The following is a 17,684-nucleotide window of genomic DNA, read 5'->3' as shown; positions in this document are numbered from 1 at the left end:
GAACTTCAACCTTTGATTGAAACGCGAATCAGTGCCCCATTTGCGAACGTTTCACACCAGCATCCGGGGCAGCTATGGGCAGGACGCGCAGGTTCGCGGTGGTGTTCGCATTGGCGTTGACGGTATCTGGATGCAGCTATCTCAAGCAGGAATTCAATAATCGCGGCGGCTATCTCGATTATGTTTCCGACAAATACTGGATGCGCGCCGACACCAAGAAAATGAGAGTGCTGCGCGCCTATGTGGTGCAGGCGTCGCTTGTCCGCATCGGCGTCACCTCGCCGCGCGGGGCCAAGGATCGAACCATCATCGCGACGCGCGCATCGCAGGCAAACACGTCCTATGCGGCGGCCTATTCCTGCGCCTATCGTGATACGGCCGCGCTCGAAGCACAGAAACAAATCACCACGCAGGTGGCCGAGAATAGATCGGCATATAACGAGGCGGTGAAGCTGTTCGGAGAGACAGCGCCGGCAACGGTCAATGCCAGGTCCGCCTGGGAAAGCGCCAGCAAAAAGTACAACGAGCACGACCCCACCGGCTGCGTCTTTTTCGACGACCTTATGGTCGCCTGGCAGGGAGACCTGTTCAGCCTCGCCCTCGCCTCGCTCTCGGTCGAGGATGGCGAATCCTTCATCACCAAGGTTGCCAGCGGCGGCCTCGATACCGTGCAGGCCCTCATCCAGGTCGGCGAGCAAGCGTTTCAGCTGCAACGGGAAGTCGGGGCGCTTTACCGGGATTCGATCGAGCTGGAAGTGCGGGTGTGGCTGGACGACCCGACGATCGATGACGAGCTGACCGCGCGGCTGCGGGAGGTCTATCATGGCGGCGCTGGAGAGCTTTCGGACTGGAAAGCGGAGCTTGCTTACCTGAAGGGCCGCCCGCTCGAAGCCGTCAACGGGACGCCGACGCCCCCGCCGGCCCCGCCCGCCGCGATGGCGCCGCTTGGCAAGCCGGCCCAGACCGCCAACCCGCGCCCTCTGGGGTATCCGACACCGCGGCCGGCGCACTTCAAGATGGTCGCCGAGATGATCAAGCGAAGCTGCGCCGATCTCGGCATCGCGGCCGTTCAGTTGCTCAAGTTCTGTTCGGCTCCGGCCTCCCAGCTTCTGGCAGACACCGACCTTAGCCCACCCGCGCCGACGACAGAGAAAGGCGCCGGCGAATCCACCGCGCTCAAGGCGACAACGGACGCCGCTACCGAAGCGGCGAAGAAAATGACCGAAATCGGCCAAGCCGGCGCGACATAAATGCGACCGCTGACGACACAGCTTAATGTTTGAGCAATCAGGCAGAAAACAGCCAGCTCCGAGCAGTCGACCTCTCAAATTTAATCAAACAATAACAGTCACTTAATATCAAAAATGCGTTGGCACACCTGATGCATGCATCAATGCATGCAATGGCAAATCGCTTGCCTCGGGGGGATGCCCATGCCGGAAAGCCTGCTCGCCGCCGAACCTTCCCCACTCGCCTTCGATCCGACGCGCACCGCGCTCGTCATCATCGATATGCAGCGCGACTTCCTGGAACCGGGCGGTTTCGGCGAAACGCTGGGCAATGACGTCTCCCTGCTTCAGGCCGCCGTCGGGCCGTGCAAGGCCGCGCTCAAGGCCGCCCGCGCCGCCGGCATGCTGGTCATTCACACCCGCGAGGGTCACCGCCCGGATATGATGGACGCGCCGCCGGCCAAGGTCGAGCGCGGCGAGCCCAAAGCGCGCATCGGCTGCGCCGGCCCGATGGGCCGCATTCTCATTCGTGGCGAGCCCGGTCACGACATCATCGCTGAGCTCTATCCCACTGAGGGCGAGCCGGTGCTCGACAAGCCCGGCAAGGGCGCCTTCTACCAGACCGACCTCGAATTGATGCTCAAGAACCGTGGCATCGACACGCTGCTGGTGTGCGGCGTCACCACCGAGGTCTGCGTCCACACCACGATCCGCGAGGGCAATGATCGCGGCTATCGCTGTGTGGCGCTCGCCGATTGCTGCGCCTCCTATTTCCCGGAGTTCCACCGCATCGGCCTTGAGATGATCAAGGCGCAGGGCGGCATCTTCGGCTGGGTCTCCGATTCCTCGGCCCTGATCGCCGCGCTCGGCAACAAGGCCAAAGCTGCCTGAAAACACCGCCTCAACCTGCCGTCGCCTGCCGCTCACGCGCCATATCCATCAAGAGGGGAAGAGCTTCATGTCAGACAACGAGATGACCCCCATATCGCCGTCCCGCATGGGCATGCGGCCGACGATCTGGACCAAGGGTGACTGGAACGCCCTGTTCGGCTTCGGGACCAACATCCTGGTCAACATGCTGGTGCTGACCGGCCTGCTGCAATTCGTGCTGAAAATGCCTTCGGAGATCGTGTTCGGCCGCATCCTGCCGGCGGTCGGCCTGATGATGTTCCTGTCGACTGCCTACTATGCCTTTCTCGCCTTCCAGCTCGCGAAGAAGACCGGCCGCGACGATGTGTGCGCCCTGCCCTCCGGCATCAGCGTGCCGCACATGTTCGTGGTGGTGTTCGTCATCATGCTGCCGATCGGCGCCGCCACCGGTGACCCGATCCAGGGCTGGGAAGCCGGCCTCGTCTGGGTGTTCTTCCAGAGCTTCATCCTGATGATCGGCGGCTTTGTCGCACCCTACATCCGGCGCATCACCCCGCGCGCGGCCCTGCTCGGCACGCTGGCCGGTGTCTCCATCGCCTTCATCTCGATGCGCCCGGCTTTCGAAATCTTCATGACGCCGGTGATCGGCCTCACCTGCTTCGCCATTATCATGGTGAGCTGGTTCGGCGGGGTGAAATACCCCAAGGGCATCCCCGCGGGCCTCATCGCCATCGCCGTCGGCATGATCATCGCCTGGGGCTCGAACATCTTCGGTCTCGGCTATGGCGGCATGAGCGTGGAAAAGCTCGGCGCCTCCTTCGCCAATTTCGGCTTCTCGATCCCGCTGCCGGCCTTCGACCACGTCTTCCACGGCTTCAACTATCTCGGCGTCATCCTCGTCACCGCCATCCCGTTCGGCATCTACGACCTGGTGGAAGCCATGGACAATGTGGAGAGCGCCGAGGCGGCGGGCGACCATTACCCCACGACACGCGTGCTGAGCGCGGACGGCGTGGTCAGCCTCATCGGCTGCCTGATGGGCAACCCGTTCATCAACGCGGTCTATATCGGCCACCCCGGCTGGAAATCCATGGGCGGTCGCATCGGTTATTCCGCCGCCACCGGGCTGATGGTCATCGTGCTGTCCTGGTTCGGAATCATCGCCGTGCTGCTGGCGCTGATCCCGGTGGTCGCGATTTCGCCGATCCTGCTGTACATTGGCATGCTTATCGGCGCGCAGGCGTTCCAGACCACGCCCTCGCGCCACGCCCCGGCCGTGGTGCTGGCGCTGACCCCGCACCTTGCCGCCTGGGCCAAGCTCCTGATCGACAATGCGCTCGGCATGGCCGGCAGTTCGGCTGCCGCGATCGGCATGGAGAAGCTCGGCGCGGTCGGCGTGCTCTATCACGGGCTGGAAATAATGGGTGGCGGCGCCATCCTGGTCGGTCTGGTGCTGGGCGCCATCGGCGTCTTCGTCATCGACCGCAAATTCACCCACGCCGCCGCCTTCGCCCTGGCCGGGGCGGTACTCACCTTCTTCGGCTTCATGCATGGCGAGACGGTGGGTATCGCCGTTCAGCCCGGCGTGGCGCTTTCCTATGTGCTCGTCGCCGGCTTCCTGTTCGGCTGCGCGAAATATGCGGTCGTGGACACGGTGCCGGACGATGTGATGCTGGAGGGGGCTCACCCCGCACCGGCGGAATAGCTCCTCCCGTCGGGGGCGGATCGAGACGAGCGAGCGGGCGCGGCCACCACGGGGAGGCCGCGCCCTTTCTCGTTCGCGGCTCCTCCCGCCACACTGGCCATTCTCCCGACATCGAAGCTGTGCTCTCATCGCCTCCCGCGTACCGGCGCCGCCGGCGCGCGCAGTCAAGAAGGAGGCACACCCCATGTCGGTCCTGAAAAAAGGGCTCTCCGGAGAGCCGGTGAAGATCCTGCAGACCAAGCTCGGCGTTCCCGCCGACGGCCGGTTCGGTCCCAAGACCGAGGAAGCACTGGAGGCCTACCAGAAGCAGAATGGCCTCAAGGCCGATGGCATTGCCGGCCCCGACACCTTCGCCGCCCTTGGTCTTTACGAGTTGGTCCTGCTGAAGGTCGGCACGTCCGGCGAAACGGTGAAGAAGCTGCAATCCGCGCTCGGCATCGCCGCCGACGGCAAGTTCGGCGCCGGCACCCAGAAGGCGGTCAAGGATTATCAGGCCAGCAAGGGTCTTGAGGCCGACGGCTTCGCCGGCCCGGCGACACTGGCCAAGCTCGCCCTGTTTGCCGAGATCACCCCCGCCGTGATCGAGAAGGCGCAGATCACGCCCGAGGCCGCAAAGGAGGCTGGCGTGACCGAGGCATCGGCCGCCGGCGAAGCACCGTCCCGCTCGATCTGGGCGACCATCAAGAGCTTCTTCAACTGAGCACTGGCGGAACGGGGTCCGGCCTCGACCGGGCCCCGTTCTTGCTAGTCTCGGCCCCTGTCGCCCTTGCCGTGGAACGCGCCATGTCCTTTCTGCTGCCCATCGATCTCGCCACCCTCGGCGCCCCGGAGGAGACCGCTCCGCCGCCCGATCGCATCGTCTCCGGCGATCCTCGCCATTTGACCTGGAACGCCGAGACGCTGCCGGACGGTGCGCTGTTCGCCGGCATCTGGGAATCCTCCCCCGGCGCCTGGCGGGTCGACTATGAAGAGTGGGAGTTCTGCACCCTCACCGCCGGCATCTCGATCCTCCACGAGGACGGTGAGGCGCCGGTGACGCTGAAGGCAGGCGACACTTTCGTGATCCGTCCCGGCTTCAAGGGCGTGTGGGAAGTGGTCGAGACCACCCGCAAACTTTACGTCATCCGCCTTATCTGACAGATTTCACGCAGCACGCGCCTCATCACAGGGTGCCGACATGCTGCATGAACTCCGCCGGTGCGCCTCTCCGCTGTCGGCCCGCCCGTTCAGCGCCGCGCTCGCCCTTCTGTTGATCGCCGGCGGCAGCGCGGCCGCCGACTGCACCTGTCGCGCCGGTGGCCGGGACTATCAGCTCGGCGAACGGGTGTGCCTCTCGGCTCCCTCCGGTCCGCTCATCGCGGTGTGCGCCATGAGCCAGAATGTATCGAGCTGGGTATTCGCCAATGAACCGTGCAGCGTCTCCCGGCGCCCGGCGCCGCAGCGCCTCGCCGCGGGCGCGCTCCGGCCGCATTGACCCGGCCCCGTGGATTTTACCTCATGTGTTGCTCCCCCGTCCTTGACCGGTGGCGAGGTGGAATGCATCGTCCCGCCAACGCATGGGAGAGGGCTGTCATGGTCAAGTATCGGAGCCGGGCAATGGGCGCCGCGACACGTTGGACGACGAAGCTGCTGGCTGGCGCGGCCCTGTTCGCGGTTTCCGCTGGCGCCGCGCAGGCAGCGAGCTTCCTTGAGAAGAATTTCTGGCTCTCCGGCCCGAACTACAGCGGCAACGTGCCCGCCTGCGACACGCCCGCCGCGATCGGCCACATCCAGAAGACTTTCGCGCAGACCGAGAGCCGCTTCTGGAACTCCACCGCCACGCTGGAAGGTTTCGAGCGCATCCATGAGATCGCGTTCCGGCCCTGGGGCGACGAGTACATTCCGCGCCGGTACTGCTCGGCCGACGTGGTCGTGACCGGCGTGCCCGCGTCCAGCCATGGCCAGTATGTCGGCGGCAAGGTCGCCGCGCAGCCGGTCGCCGGCAAGCGCACCAAGGTGTACTATTCCATCGTCGAGGATGGCGGCTTCATCGGCTATTCCTGGGGCGTCGAATGGTGCGTGGAGGGCTTCGACCGCTCATGGACCTACGCCCCCAATTGCCGCATGGCCCTGCCGTGAATGTGTGCCGTGAGGCGTGACGGCTCGGCGCGGCGCCCGTTCGCCGCGCTGCTTGCCGGCCTTCTCCTGCTCGGCCCCGGCGCGGCCCTTCCTGCCGGCGCGCGTTCCACCGACACGCCCGGCCGGTTCGACCATTATGTGCTGACACTTTCCTGGTCACCGACCTATTGCGAGATGGAAGGCCCGCGCGCCGAGCCGTCGCAGTGCCGGCGCGCGCGGCCTTTCGCCTTCGTGGTCCATGGCCTGTGGCCGCAATTCGAGCGCGGCTGGCCGGAATATTGTCAGGATCCCGCGCCCTTCGTCCCGGAACCCGTGCTGCGCTCGATGCTGGAACTGATGCCGAGCCGTCGTCTGGTGCTGCACCAGTGGCGCAAGCACGGCACGTGCTCGGGGCTGGACGCCACCGCCTATTTCGACAAGGTGCGCCAGGCTCGCGCTGCGGTCGTCATTCCCGAGCCGTTCCGCCGGATCGACGACTACCGCATGGTCTCGCCCGGCGAGGTGGAGGCCGCGTTCCGCGCCGCCAATCCCGGGCTGCAAGCCGATATGATCTCGGTCGCCTGCGACAGTCGCCGCCTGACCGAGGTCAAGATCTGCCTCGACAAATCGCTCGCCTTCGCGCCCTGCGAGGAGGTCGACCGCCGCTCGTGCCGCACGCAGCGAATCGTCATGCCGCCCATGCGCGGCGGCTGAGGCCTTTTTTCACATGAATTACCGCCACTCCTTCCACGCCGGCAATTTCGCCGATGTCGTCAAGCATGTCGTGCTGGCGCGCATCCTCGCCTATCTCGGCCAGAAGGACGCACCATTCCGCGTGCTCGACACCCATGCCGGGGCCGGGCTCTACGACCTTCAGGGCGAGGATGCCCGGCGAACGGGCGAATGGGAGGCCGGCATCGGTGCGGTGCTTCGAGCCGAGCTCTCCCCCGCCGTGCGTGAGTTGCTGGCGCCGTGGCTGGCTCTGGTGGCCGAACTCAACCCGCCGGGCGCCGGCACCGGCGACGCCCATCCTCTGGGCCGCTATCCCGGCTCCCCGCTCATCGCGCAGGCACTGACCCGGCCCCAGGACCGCCTGCTGTTCTGTGAGACCGAGCCCGGCGTGCGCGCCGCGCTGACCGAGGCGGTGGGGCGAGACGCCCGCGCCAAGGTGCTGCCGATGGACGCTTGGCAGGCGCTCGGTGCCCATCTGCCGCCCAAGGAGCGCCGCGGGCTGGTGCTGATCGACCCGCCCTTCGAGCAACCCGGCGAGTTCCACCGCATGGCGGAGGGGCTGGCGAGCGCCTATCGCCGCTTTGCGACCGGTATCTATGCGTTGTGGTACCCGATTAAGGATGTGCGTGCCGTCGACACGTTCCGCCGCGAGCTTGAGCGCGCGCATATCCCCAAGACCCTGAATATCCAGTTCGATATTCGCGCGGTCCGACAGGCCGATACGCTGTCGGGTTGCGGCATGGTGGTGGTCAACCCGCCCTTCACGCTGGCGGATGAACTGCGCACCGTGCTCTCGGCGCTCGCGCCGGTGCTCTCCAGCGACGGCGTCGGCCGGGTGCGCGTCAGCTGGCTGATCCCCGAGCGCTGACACCGTTTGCGCGACGCCGCCAAGCGGCTAAGCCGTCCGGCATCGGATTTGCTTCAACTCCAACCCAAGGAGTTAAGGAGCATACACGATGGCGACGACGGGTACCGTCAAGTTCTTCAACACGGAAAAGGGTTACGGCTTCATCCGCCCGGACGATGGCGGACGCGACGTCTTCGTCCATGTGTCGGCGGTGACGCGTTCGGGAATGGGCACGCTCGCGGAAGGGCAGCGCGTGAGTTTCGAGATCGAGCCGGACAAGCGGGGCAAGGGCCCCAAGGCCATCGACCTCGAAGCGGCGGACTGATAATTCTGCGCCGCGAAGCCGGGGGCACTCCGCCGCCGGCGGCCGGCCCGGTTTACCACCATGGTGGCGTGCGCCGCCGGGCGCACTGACGGGCCTGCCTTTCGTGAAACGGTATGCCCGATGAAGCTGCGTTCCTCGCCGCCTTCGCCGTTTGGCCGCAAGGTCAAGGTCGGCGCGTTTCTGTGCGGAATCCATCTCGATATTGAGTGGGCGGACACCTCCAGCCCCACCGATTCCCTGCGCACCCAGAATCCGCTCGGCAAGATTCCGGTGCTGCTGCGCGAGGATGGCGCGGCGATCTACGATTCGCCCGTGATCCTCGAGTATCTCGACGACCTCGCCGGCGGCGGCTGTATCCTGCCCGCGAGCGGCGAGGCGCGCTTCCAGGCGCTCACCACGCAGGCTCTGGCGGACGGACTGATGGATGCCGCCCTGCTGCAGGTCTACGAGGTGCGCATGCGGGCGGAGGGCGAGCGCAGCACCAAATGGATGGACAGTCAGGCCGGCAAGGTCGCGCGGGCTCTCAAGGCGCTTGAGGCTGCGCCGCCGAGCCACGGCCCGGTCTCGGCGGTCGCCGATGTCGGCGAGATCGCGCTGGCCTGCGCGCTCGGGTATCTCGACCTGCGTTTTGCCGGCAGTTGGCGCGCCGATCACGCCGCTTTGGTGAACTGGCTCGATGCTTTCGCCGCCCGCGTGCCTGCTTTCGAGGCAACCCGCGCCCCATCCTGACCGCGGGTACGAAAAAGGCCCCGGAGCCATCGCCCCGGGGCCTCTCTCAACAACCGGAAAGCCGGCGTCGGGAATCAGAACCTGTAGTTGATACCGGCGCGCACGACGCTGCTGGTCAGGCCGGTCTTGGTGCCGATGCTGTCGTAATAGTCATCGCCGAGATCCATGTAGAGATACTCGCCCTTGACCGACCAGTTATTGTCGAAGGCATATTCCACGCCGCCGCCGACAGTCCAGCCCACGGCCGTCTTGTCGGAGCTGAGGCCGAGATACTGATCCTTGACCTCATTGTGACCCCAGGCGAGACCGCCGGTCACATAAGGCAGCACGTTGTTGAACGCGTAGCCGAGGCGTGCGCGGACCGTGCCGAAATAATCCATCTTGGACTCGATGCCGAGGCTGCTGTCCTTGATGTCCGAGCCCTGGAAGTCGGCTTCGGCGCCGAGCACGACATTGTTGCCGAACTGGTAGTTGAAGCCGATCTGACCACCGCCGAGCCAGCCATTGGGGTCGATCGCCAGCGTATCGGCGAGGCCGTCGCCGCTGCCCCAAGCATAACCGGCGTTAGCGCCGAGGTAGAAACCCGTCCAGGAGAAAACCGGCTCGGCGACAAAAGCCGGAGCCTTGGTGGGATAAGGCTGGGCAATGTCGGCAGCGAAAGCCGGGGCCGCGACGAAAAGGGCGGCGGCGGCGACGCCCGAGCTGATGATCTTCTTCATAGTAACTCTCCAACGATCTGCCGGAACACGACGATGCAGACGTGAGAGGGGAGATAGGAGCCGAGCTTGGCATGTCGAGGGCGAGATTGCGGCAAAATTTGTAACGTGCTCGTGACCCGGCATCTTCACGCATCCGTGAAATGCCGCCGCGAATAGTTACTGCCGCTGTGTTTTCGGAGGTAAATTTGTCGTAAACCGCAGCGAAAAAAGCGCAACAATTTCGCCACGATGCGCGGGCGATCTCCGAATACCTGTAGCGTAAAAGCAACAGATTTCGATTACACGCCGCTTGCTTTGACCGCAGAAACGGCAGCGGCTGCGAGGTTCCCCACCAGGAGCCTCGCAGCCGCAAAAGGGCCGGTTCAGGATCGGCGAAGGAACGCTCAGAAGCGATAATTGGCGCCGAGCCGCAGCAGGTTGGTGGTGCTGCCGACATTGCGCGGGCCGGCGATCGTCGTATAGGTCTCGTCGCCGAGGTCGACATAGAGATATTCGGCCTTGGCGCTCCAGTTGGCGTCAATGGCGTATTCCGCACCGCCGCCGATGGTCCAGCCGGTCGAGGTCTGCTTGCTGGTCAGACCGGCGAGCTCATAGCCGGCGCGGCCATAGGCGAAGCCGCCGGTGCCATAGAGCAGGAACTGGTCGACGGTGAAGCCGGCGCGCAGACGCAGCGTGCCGAGATAGTCGAACTCATAGGTCGAGCTGCCGATATTCGTGCCCTGGATGTCGGTTTCGACGCCGATCACGAGCGGGCCGCTGGTCTGGTAGTTGTAGCCGGCCTGAAGGCCGCCGATGAAGCCGTCGGTATCGCCGGAGAAATCGGCGGTGCCCCAGCCATAACCGAGGTTGCCGCCGAGATAGAAGCCGGTCCAGGTGAAGACTGGCGCCGGCGCCGCATAGGCTGCCGGAGCGGGATAGGACATGTCGGCGGCCGCCGCCGGCGAAGCGAGCAGGGCGGCGAGGCCGAGCCCAGCGAGCATCTTGCTGTTCATGATGGTCTCCTGCGTCGTAAAGAGGCGCACAGCGCCGTCGTCTCCGAATGAGATAACGTCGACGTTCCCATAAAATTATGAGCAGAATCTTAGGGTAGTTTGAAAGGATGCGTTATGATTAACGCTCCTCTAATCAAGATGTTTTCCGCATTATTAAAATACCGCAGCACCGCCAGACTTCGTCGTTCACGACAGGAGCTGATTTTTAACGCGGATTTCCATTTTCATGGTTGAGAAATTGCTAATGCTGCGCGCAATGCCTTAAGCGGGCACCACCGAATGAGGCAGGAAGGGAGCCGGGATTTTTAGCAGCCAGTGGAGCCGGCACAGACAGGCGCCGTCGGAGCGGTCGGCTGCATGGCGGCCGCGATCCGCTCCTGCAGCAACGGCCCCAGCACGCCGCGGGCAGTGGCGGCCGCGACATGGTCATCGTCGTGATAGAGCGGCGTACCATCGATCAGCAGCCGGCAGCGCTCGCCCGCGCAGAACGCATCGGCGACAGGGATATAGTAGGTATTCGGCCGGTTCGCCGTCACCCGCCGGAAAATGTCCTCCAGCATCCGCTCTTTGGCCTGCGCATCGGCGGCATCGATGGTCGGGCTCGGCTGCCCATGCAACTCGGCGAGAGCCAGGATGTGAGGCACGTCGAAGCCGGGCTCCGGCACGCCGCCGGCGATAATCACACGCTTGCCCATGGCGGAGAGTTGGTCGAGCGTGCGGCCCAGGGCGCGCTCGAAAACCAGCTGGCTTTCCTCTTCCGACGGCGTTTCCGTCTGGTCGTCCACGAAATAAGCGGCCGACGCGCCGCGCTCTTCCGGCATCGCGCCGGTGAGATAATAGCTCCAGCGTCCCGCAAGCAGGACGGTCGATATTTCCGGCGACTGACGCAGCGCCTCCATCACCCGAGTGCGAAATTCGGTGCAGCCGCGCGGAGGATTGAAAGTCAGCACGGCCCCGTCCAGCATGGCGCATCGTCCGGACCACCACATGGTCCCGGCCCCCTCTATGCCCTCCACCGCGCGGTCGAATGCCGGCCGCAACGCCGCGGCGTGGCTGTCGCCGACGATCATATAGCGCACGGGCTCCAGAGCAGGACCGAAGCGGCAGTCGCTCCTGTCCTCGCCGTCCTGGCAGGGGTCAACGAGACGATCGATATCCGCGCTAGCCGCGACGAGGCGCAGTGCCTGATCATTAAGCCGGCCCGGCAGACCGGCGGAGATGATGAGCGCACCGGCGGCGACAGTCGCCAGCACCGCCCCGCCGGACAATGTGCGCGCCACCCGGGAGAACGGCATCCGGTTGCCGCGGAATGGCTGCTCGACATACCGCCATGTCAGCACCGCCAGCACGAAGGACAGGGCCGTGCCCGCCAGCGCATGTCCGACGCCGAGATGAATGTCGGCCTCGTACAGGCGGGTCAGGGCGAACACGGGCCAGTGCCAGAGATAGAGCGAGTAGGAGATCAATCCGATGAACACGATCGGCCGAAGCGACAGCAGGCGCTGGACCACCCCGCCCTCACCGGAGGCGTGGATGATCAGCCCCGCTCCGACGCAGGGCAGCAGCGCCGCCCAGCCCGGAAAACGCACTGAGTTGTCGATCCAGAAAATCGCGAACACCACGAGGCCAAGCCCGGCAAGCGCAGCCGCCTCCCGCACCCGGCGGTTGCGGATCGCCGGCACGACGCCGCTGGCGAGGACCGCGCCAAGACCGAGTTCCCACCCGCGCGCCGGCAGCAGATAGAACGCCGCCGTCGGCTTGTTGTACGACATCCAGACCGACAGCGCGAAAGCGGGAATCAACAGCAGGGCGATCGTCAGCCCTATCGGCAGACGCAGCCGCGCCAGCACGAGCACCCCGATCGGGAACAGGATGTAGAACTGCTCCTCCACAGCCAGCGACCAAGTGTGCAGGAGCGGCATGAATTCGGCGTTTGCACCGAAGTAGCCGCTTTGCGTCCAAAACCATATGTTTGAGCCGGAGAGCAGCGCCGCCAATGCGGACTTGGCGATATCCGTCAGTTGGTCCGGAAGCGCGATCCAGCTCGCCGCCGCGAGCGTTACGAGGATCACTACCAGAAGAGCTGGAATGATGCGGCGAATACGTCGCTCGTAGAAGCGTCGAAAGGTGAAGCGCTTTTCGGCAACGTCCGTGAGAATGATGCGCGAGATCAGATAGCCGCTGATGACGAAAAAAATGTCGACGCCGACGAATCCGCCGGAAAACACCGTAAAGCCGGCATGGAACAGCACCACCGGCATGACTGCCAAGGTCCGCAGCCCGTCGATTTCAGGGCGATAGGACATATGCGCCATCGTACAAGCTTCCCCGCGAAATCCCGACTTCCCCAACATACGTAAGAATAGCTGATCTTTAACTCTATTTTAATACGCCCATTGTCCCACCACCCACGAAAGTGGCTCAGCGTAGCGCCCCGCCCCATGGACGTGCGCCGCAACGCGGGGCAAAAGGGACGGCATGTCGAACCCCTCCCCTACTCCCGCCGCCGCGACGCCCGCCCGCCCGGTTGCGCTGGTCACCGGCGGCGCGGTGCGCATCGGGCGCGCCATCAGCTGCGCGCTTGCGCAGGCCGGCTACGACATCGCCATCCATGTGCGCCACCCACGCCCCGGCGACATCGAGGCCCGCGCCGAGGTCGAGGCGGCGGGCGCGCGCTGCGTTGTGCTTGCCGCCGAACTCGCCGACCCGCAGGCGGTCGATGAACTGGTCCCGGCGGCCCGCGCCGCGCTCGGCCCGGTGACCCTGCTGGTCAACAACGCCTCGGAATTCCACCCGGATGCGGTGGAGAGCCTCGACGCCGCACTATGGGACCGCCATTTCGCGGTGAACCTGCGCGCTCCGGCCTTTCTGGCGCGCGCGCTCGCCGCCCAGCTTCCGGAAGGCGTGCAAGGCGTCGTGATCAACATCGTCGACCAGCGTGTGCTGAAGCCGACGCCGCTCTACCTCTCCTACAGTCTCACGAAGAACGGCCTGTGGACCCAGACTCGACTGCTCGCCCAGGCGCTGGCGCCGCGGGTGCGGGTCAACGCGGTGGCGCCAGGGCCGACCTATGCCAACAGCCGGCAGAGCGCGGAGGATTTCGCCCGGCAGAGCGCCTCCATGCCGCTCGGTCACGGCCCGTCCGCGCGGGAAGTGGCGGACGCCGTGCTCTATCTGGCGGGCGCCTCCAGCGTCACCGGTCAGATGATCGCCGTCGATGGCGGCCAGCACATCTCCTGGCGCACGCCGGACACCGAGATTCCTGAATAGACCGCCGGGATACTGCGGCCCTCAGAACCCTGCCAGCACCGCCACGAATCGCAGCCCGACGATCAGCAGGTACAGCCCGAAGCCGATCTCGAGCTGGCGGCGTGTGAAGGCATGGGCGAGCCGCGCGCCAAGCGGGGCGGCCAGCGTCGCGAAGCCGCCGACGATCAGCGCGCCGGGCAGCGAGACATAGCCGAGCGACAGCGGGGGAAGCTGGGCCAGATGCGTCAGGCCCGAGATGATGTAACCGATGGTGCCGGGCACGGCGATCAGCGCGCCGAGCCCGACCGAGGTGGCGATCGCGGTGTGGATCGGCACCTTGTAGAGCGTCAGCACCACCGTTGCGATGCCGCCGCCGCTTATGCCGATCAGCGGGGCCACCACGCCGATGCCGAAGCCGTAAAGGTTCATTGCCAGCCGGCCGGGCAGCGTCTCGCCCAGCACCCAGCGGTCCCCGCCGAACAGCAGCCGCGACGACATCAGCGCCGCGAAAGCGACGAAGGCGATCTGCAGCACCCGGTCCGGCGAAATCGCCGCCAGCGAGCTGCCCGTGATCACGCCAATCACGATCGGTGCCGCCCATCGGCGCACGATCTCGCCATTGGTCTTGGTGCGGGTGCGGTGGGCGAAATAGGCCCGGAGCGCGGTCGGCACGATGATCGCCAGCGCGGTGCCCACCGACAGGTGCATCCGTTCCGCCTCGCCGATGCCGAGCGCGCCGAACACCTCATAGAGCACGGGAACAAGGATCGCCCCACCGCCAATGCCGAACAGACCGGCGAGAATCCCGGTGGCAAGGCCCGCCCCGATCAGGGCACCGGACAGCCACAGGGCCTGTTCAACAGGAATTCCGCTCAGATCAATGCCACCCAGCATGCTGCACCGCCCTTAGGCCGGGCCGTTCACGCGACCATTTCGCGGCGGCGCTCGGCCTGCCGCACCTCGTCTACCGCCGCACGCAGAACGTCAAGCCCCGCCCCCGCGCGCACGCCCTCGATCGCCAGCCGGCGCCGGAACGCCCGCGCGCCCGGCCGGCCGGTAAACAGGCCCAGCATGTGACGCGTGACATCGTGCAGCCGGCCGCCGGCCTCGACATGCGCCGCCACATAAGGCTCGAACGCCTCGACCGCCGCGAAGGCGTCGGCGTGAGCCGGCGCCGCACTGAAAAACGCGGCATCGACGCCGAGCAGCAGCTCCGGCTCGTGATAGGCCGCGCGGCCGAGCATGACGCCGTCGACCTTGCCGATATGGGCGAGCGCCGTTTCCAGCGAGCCGATGCCGCCATTGAGAATGACAGGCACATCCGGCAGCCGGGCCTTCAGGCGGTAGACCCGATCGTAATCGAGTGGAGGAATGTCGCGGTTCTCCTTCGGGGAGAGGCCCTCCAGCCAGGCCTTGCGGGCATGCACCGTGAGGGTATCCGCTCCCGCTTCCAGCACCATATCGGCAAGCGCGTCGAGCGCGACCTCGGGGTCCTGCTCGTCCACGCCGATGCGGCATTTGACGGTGACCGGGATAGCCACCGCCGCCTTCATCGCCGCCACGCAATCGGCAACCAGCTTAGGATCGCGCATCAGGCAGGCGCCGAAATTGCCGCCCTGCACCCGGTCGGACGGACAGCCGACATTGAGGTTGATCTCGACATAGCCCCGCTCGGCGCAGATCGCCGCCGCCTGCGCCAGCGCGCGCGGGTCCGATCCGCCGAGTTGCACCGCCACCGGCTGCTCGGCATCGGAAAACCCGATCAGCCGGTCGCGATCACCAAAGATCACGGCATTGGCGGTGACCATCTCCGTATAGAGCAGCGCATGGCGCGTCAGAACGCGATGGAAGGACCGGCAATGCCGATCCGTCCAATCCATCATAGGTGCCACGGCAAATCTAAATGATTGATTTTTCGACATTATTTTTGTAGATTCAACGAGTTGGGACGCGTCGTGTGCACTCGATTTTTCGCCACGATACGCTCCAATTTCCGGTTTTTCGACGCGTGAGTGCACACGGAGCGCACACGGATTGGCTACCTTCACTAAACTAAAATCCGGCTCTTGGAGAGCCCAGATCCGTCGGAAGGGGCAGTACGTCAGCGAGACGTTCCTGCGCCGCAAGGATGCCGAGGAATGGGCGCTCGACTTGGAGCGCCGCATCGATCGCCAGGAGCCAGCCGTCACGCGCAAGTCGCGCGATGCAAAACGCTTCCGCGATCTCGTCGCGCTCCACCGCCAGGATATGGCTGAGGTGGGGGTCCGGATCGGTCGTTCCAAGGACTTCTGCCTTACGGCCCTCGACGAGGCGCTTGGCGCGCTGAAGATCACCGAGCTCGACCGCGAGCGCCTCATCAAATACGGAAGGAACCGCGCCAAAGAAGGGGCTGGTCCGGTCACGGTCAGCATGGACTTCGGATACATCAAGACCGTGCTCTCCCATGCTGCGGCGGTCCACGGCGTGATCCTCTCGACCGAGCCCCTCGATCTCGCGCGCATCGCCCTGAAGCGACTCGGCCTGATTGGAAAAGGCAAGGAGCGGGATCGCCGGCCGACGCTGGACGAACTTGACCGCATCCTCACGGCGCTGGACGAGAACCCTCGGCAAAGCATCCCCGTCGGAAGGATCGTGCGCTTTGCTGTAGCTACGGCCATGCGTCAGGAAGAAATCTGCCGGGTCGAATGGCGTGACTTCGATCCGCGAACGCGGATGCTGCTCATTCGAGATCGCAAGGACCCGCGCAGGAAGGACGGCAACCATCAGCGCATCCCGCTGCTCGATGTGTCGGGTTATGACGCGTGTGAGATCATCGAGGAGCAAGCCCGCTGCTCAAGCGCTCGAGAAGGCCGCATCTTCCCCTACAACGGCCGCTCGGTCGGCACCGCATTTCGTCGGCAGTGCCAAGACCTCAACATCGAGGACCTGCATTTCCACGATTTGCGACACGAAGGCACCAGCCGGCTGTTCGAGGCCGGCTTCACCATCGAACAGGTGGCCCTCGTGACCGGCCACAAGGACTGGAAGATGCTGCGGCGCTATACCCACCTCAAGCCGGAGGCGCTTCACACCGTTCGGGCTGCGAGAGCGGCTTAGTAGCCGAGAGAAACGTTCGGTCGCGACAGCAGAGGCAGCAGCGTTTCCCCCTGCCGCTTGATCTCGCGCAGATAGGGCGTGTCGGACAATATGAACTGAGTAATGCCGAGGTCCTGGTATTTTCGAAGCGAACCGGCGACGTCCTCGGCCGACCCGACCAACCAGGTCGTGCCGGCGCCACCACCGCCGAACTTGCCCGGAGCCGTATAGAGATTGTCGTCGAGCACGTCGCCACGGTGATGCAGGTCGAGCAGGCGCTGCTGACCAACAGCGGTTGGGCCCCTGTGATCCTGCCAGCCGGCGCCTCCGGTTCGGGCCATCTCCGCTACCTTTGCCTCGGCGTCGGCCCAGGCCTGCGCCGTCGTGTCCCGCACCAGCGTCGTGATGCGCAGGCCGAATTCGAGGGGCGGGAGATCCCGGTCCAGCGTGCGGCCCAAGGCCTTCAGACGTTCAATCCGCTCGGCAACGCCGTCGCGCGGCTCGCCCCAGAACAGCTGCACGTCGGCTTCGGTCGCCGCCACCCGCTCCGCCGCCTCCGAGGCGCCACCAAAATAGAAGCGCGGGTGCCGCCGCGCGCCGCGCGCCGTGATGCGCGGCTCGACCGTCGCGTTCGTCACCTGGAAGTAGTTGCCGCTGAAGGTGACATCTTCCTCGGTCCAGAGCCGGCGCACCAGCCGCATGAATTCGCGGGTGCGCGCGTACCGTTGCGTGGTATCTCCCTCGCTGTCGCCATAGGCGGCGAGATTGTCCTTGCCCGAGACGATGTTGAAACGGGTTCGGCCATCCGAGAGCTGGTCGAGCGTTGCCGCCGCACATGCGAATTGGGCCGGCTGCCAATAGCCGGGACGGATCGCGATCAGGGGCTCGAAACGGGTCGTGCGCGCAGCAAGCGCCGCTGCGACCGTAAAGGTGTCTGGCCGCCCCCAACCGGTGCCGATCAACGCACCGCTCCAGCCGTGCTGTTCAAGTGCCTTCGCCTGATCGGTCAGGCTGTCGAGGCTGCCGGAATTTGACGTCGGCACGTCGCCACGATGGCCGGCTTTCACGTCGTTGGGGATGTACCAAAGGAAGTCAGAACGGCTCATTTCAATCCA

General features: G+C 65.3%; 19 protein-coding genes. 13 read left to right on the top strand and 6 right to left on the bottom strand.

The features are described from left to right. The first annotated feature begins 74 nt into the window (after positions 1 to 74). From MKI84_RS05510 to MKI84_RS05460, 11 genes are all read left to right on the top strand, one after another. Positions 75 to 1,250: a hypothetical protein gene (locus MKI84_RS05510; protein WP_241617238.1), complete on the top strand. Its 1,176-nt coding sequence runs from the start codon at positions 75 to 77 to the stop codon at positions 1,248 to 1,250. Positions 1,251 to 1,427: 177 nt separating this feature from the next. Continuing rightward, positions 1,428 to 2,120, top strand: coding sequence for a cysteine hydrolase family protein (locus tag MKI84_RS05505; RefSeq protein WP_241617237.1), 693 nt, complete (start codon positions 1,428 to 1,430; stop codon positions 2,118 to 2,120). Between the two features lie 67 nt (positions 2,121 to 2,187). Beyond that, a complete protein-coding gene (locus tag MKI84_RS05500; RefSeq protein ID WP_241617235.1) occupies positions 2,188 to 3,804 on the top strand; it encodes a regulator in 1,617 nt (538 codons plus the stop codon). Positions 3,805 to 3,988: 184 nt separating this feature from the next. Then, the gene (locus MKI84_RS05495; RefSeq protein WP_241617233.1) at positions 3,989 to 4,504 is read left to right on the top strand and encodes a peptidoglycan-binding domain-containing protein; all 516 of its coding nucleotides are present in this window, start codon (positions 3,989 to 3,991) and stop codon (positions 4,502 to 4,504) included. A gap of 83 nt (positions 4,505 to 4,587) precedes the next feature. Then, on the top strand, positions 4,588 to 4,941 hold the full coding sequence (locus MKI84_RS05490) for a cupin domain-containing protein (RefSeq protein ID WP_241617231.1): 354 nt from the start codon (positions 4,588 to 4,590) through the stop codon (positions 4,939 to 4,941). Positions 4,942 to 4,981: 40 nt separating this feature from the next. Beyond that, entirely contained in the window at positions 4,982 to 5,278 is a 297-nt protein-coding gene (locus tag MKI84_RS05485; RefSeq protein ID WP_241617229.1) for a hypothetical protein, read from the top strand. A gap of 98 nt (positions 5,279 to 5,376) precedes the next feature. After that, positions 5,377 to 5,922 (top strand): hypothetical protein, encoded by a 546-nt coding sequence (locus tag MKI84_RS05480; RefSeq protein WP_241617227.1) that lies wholly within the window; start codon positions 5,377 to 5,379, stop codon positions 5,920 to 5,922. A 9-nt stretch (positions 5,923 to 5,931) separates the two neighbouring features. Next, on the top strand, positions 5,932 to 6,615 hold the full coding sequence (locus tag MKI84_RS05475; protein ID WP_241617224.1) for a ribonuclease T2 family protein: 684 nt from the start codon (positions 5,932 to 5,934) through the stop codon (positions 6,613 to 6,615). Positions 6,616 to 6,628: 13 nt separating this feature from the next. Beyond that, on the top strand, positions 6,629 to 7,501 hold the full coding sequence (locus MKI84_RS05470; protein WP_241617222.1) for a 23S rRNA (adenine(2030)-N(6))-methyltransferase RlmJ: 873 nt from the start codon (positions 6,629 to 6,631) through the stop codon (positions 7,499 to 7,501). A gap of 88 nt (positions 7,502 to 7,589) precedes the next feature. Then, positions 7,590 to 7,805 carry a cold-shock protein gene (locus MKI84_RS05465; protein WP_241617219.1) on the top strand — a complete coding sequence of 72 codons (216 nt, stop codon included), beginning with the start codon at positions 7,590 to 7,592 and terminating at the stop codon, positions 7,803 to 7,805. Between the two features lie 120 nt (positions 7,806 to 7,925). Next, a complete protein-coding gene (locus tag MKI84_RS05460; RefSeq protein ID WP_241617217.1) occupies positions 7,926 to 8,534 on the top strand; it encodes a glutathione S-transferase family protein in 609 nt (202 codons plus the stop codon). A 74-nt stretch (positions 8,535 to 8,608) separates the two neighbouring features. Here MKI84_RS05460 and MKI84_RS05455 read toward each other — a convergent pair whose 3' ends face one another. From MKI84_RS05455 to MKI84_RS05445, 3 genes are all read right to left on the bottom strand, one after another. Then, on the bottom strand, positions 8,609 to 9,253 hold the full coding sequence (locus MKI84_RS05455; RefSeq protein ID WP_241617216.1) for an outer membrane protein: 645 nt from the start codon (positions 9,251 to 9,253) through the stop codon (positions 8,609 to 8,611). Between the two features lie 383 nt (positions 9,254 to 9,636). After that, entirely contained in the window at positions 9,637 to 10,245 is a 609-nt protein-coding gene (locus MKI84_RS05450) for an outer membrane protein (RefSeq protein ID WP_241617214.1), read from the bottom strand. A gap of 305 nt (positions 10,246 to 10,550) precedes the next feature. Continuing rightward, a complete protein-coding gene (locus MKI84_RS05445; protein WP_241617212.1) occupies positions 10,551 to 12,551 on the bottom strand; it encodes an acyltransferase family protein in 2,001 nt (666 codons plus the stop codon). 172 nt (positions 12,552 to 12,723) lie between these two features. Here MKI84_RS05445 and MKI84_RS05440 point away from each other — a divergent pair, with 172 nt between their 5' ends. After that, a complete protein-coding gene (locus tag MKI84_RS05440; protein WP_241617210.1) occupies positions 12,724 to 13,515 on the top strand; it encodes an SDR family oxidoreductase in 792 nt (263 codons plus the stop codon). Positions 13,516 to 13,536: 21 nt separating this feature from the next. Here MKI84_RS05440 and MKI84_RS05435 read toward each other — a convergent pair whose 3' ends face one another. Both MKI84_RS05435 and dusA read right to left on the bottom strand, forming a co-directional pair. Continuing rightward, a complete protein-coding gene (locus MKI84_RS05435) occupies positions 13,537 to 14,388 on the bottom strand; it encodes a sulfite exporter TauE/SafE family protein (RefSeq protein ID WP_241617208.1) in 852 nt (283 codons plus the stop codon). Between the two features lie 26 nt (positions 14,389 to 14,414). Then, the gene (gene dusA / locus MKI84_RS05430; protein WP_281063195.1) at positions 14,415 to 15,416 is read right to left on the bottom strand and encodes a tRNA dihydrouridine(20/20a) synthase DusA; all 1,002 of its coding nucleotides are present in this window, start codon (positions 15,414 to 15,416) and stop codon (positions 14,415 to 14,417) included. Between the two features lie 112 nt (positions 15,417 to 15,528). On the opposite strand from dusA, the gene MKI84_RS05425 reads away from it, so the two are divergent. Next, entirely contained in the window at positions 15,529 to 16,590 is a 1,062-nt protein-coding gene (locus MKI84_RS05425) for a site-specific integrase (protein WP_241617203.1), read from the top strand. On the opposite strand, the gene MKI84_RS05420 is transcribed toward MKI84_RS05425, so the two are convergent. After that, on the bottom strand, positions 16,587 to 17,675 hold the full coding sequence (locus MKI84_RS05420; RefSeq protein ID WP_241617201.1) for an LLM class flavin-dependent oxidoreductase: 1,089 nt from the start codon (positions 17,673 to 17,675) through the stop codon (positions 16,587 to 16,589). The genes MKI84_RS05425 and MKI84_RS05420 overlap by 4 nt on opposite strands. Between the last annotated feature and the right edge of the window lie 9 nt (positions 17,676 to 17,684).

This window comes from Ancylobacter gelatini, from assembly GCF_022601675.1.
Taxonomy (GTDB): Bacteria; Pseudomonadota; Alphaproteobacteria; order Rhizobiales; family Xanthobacteraceae; genus Ancylobacter; species Ancylobacter gelatini.
This window is presented reverse-complemented; position numbering and strand designations above follow the sequence as displayed.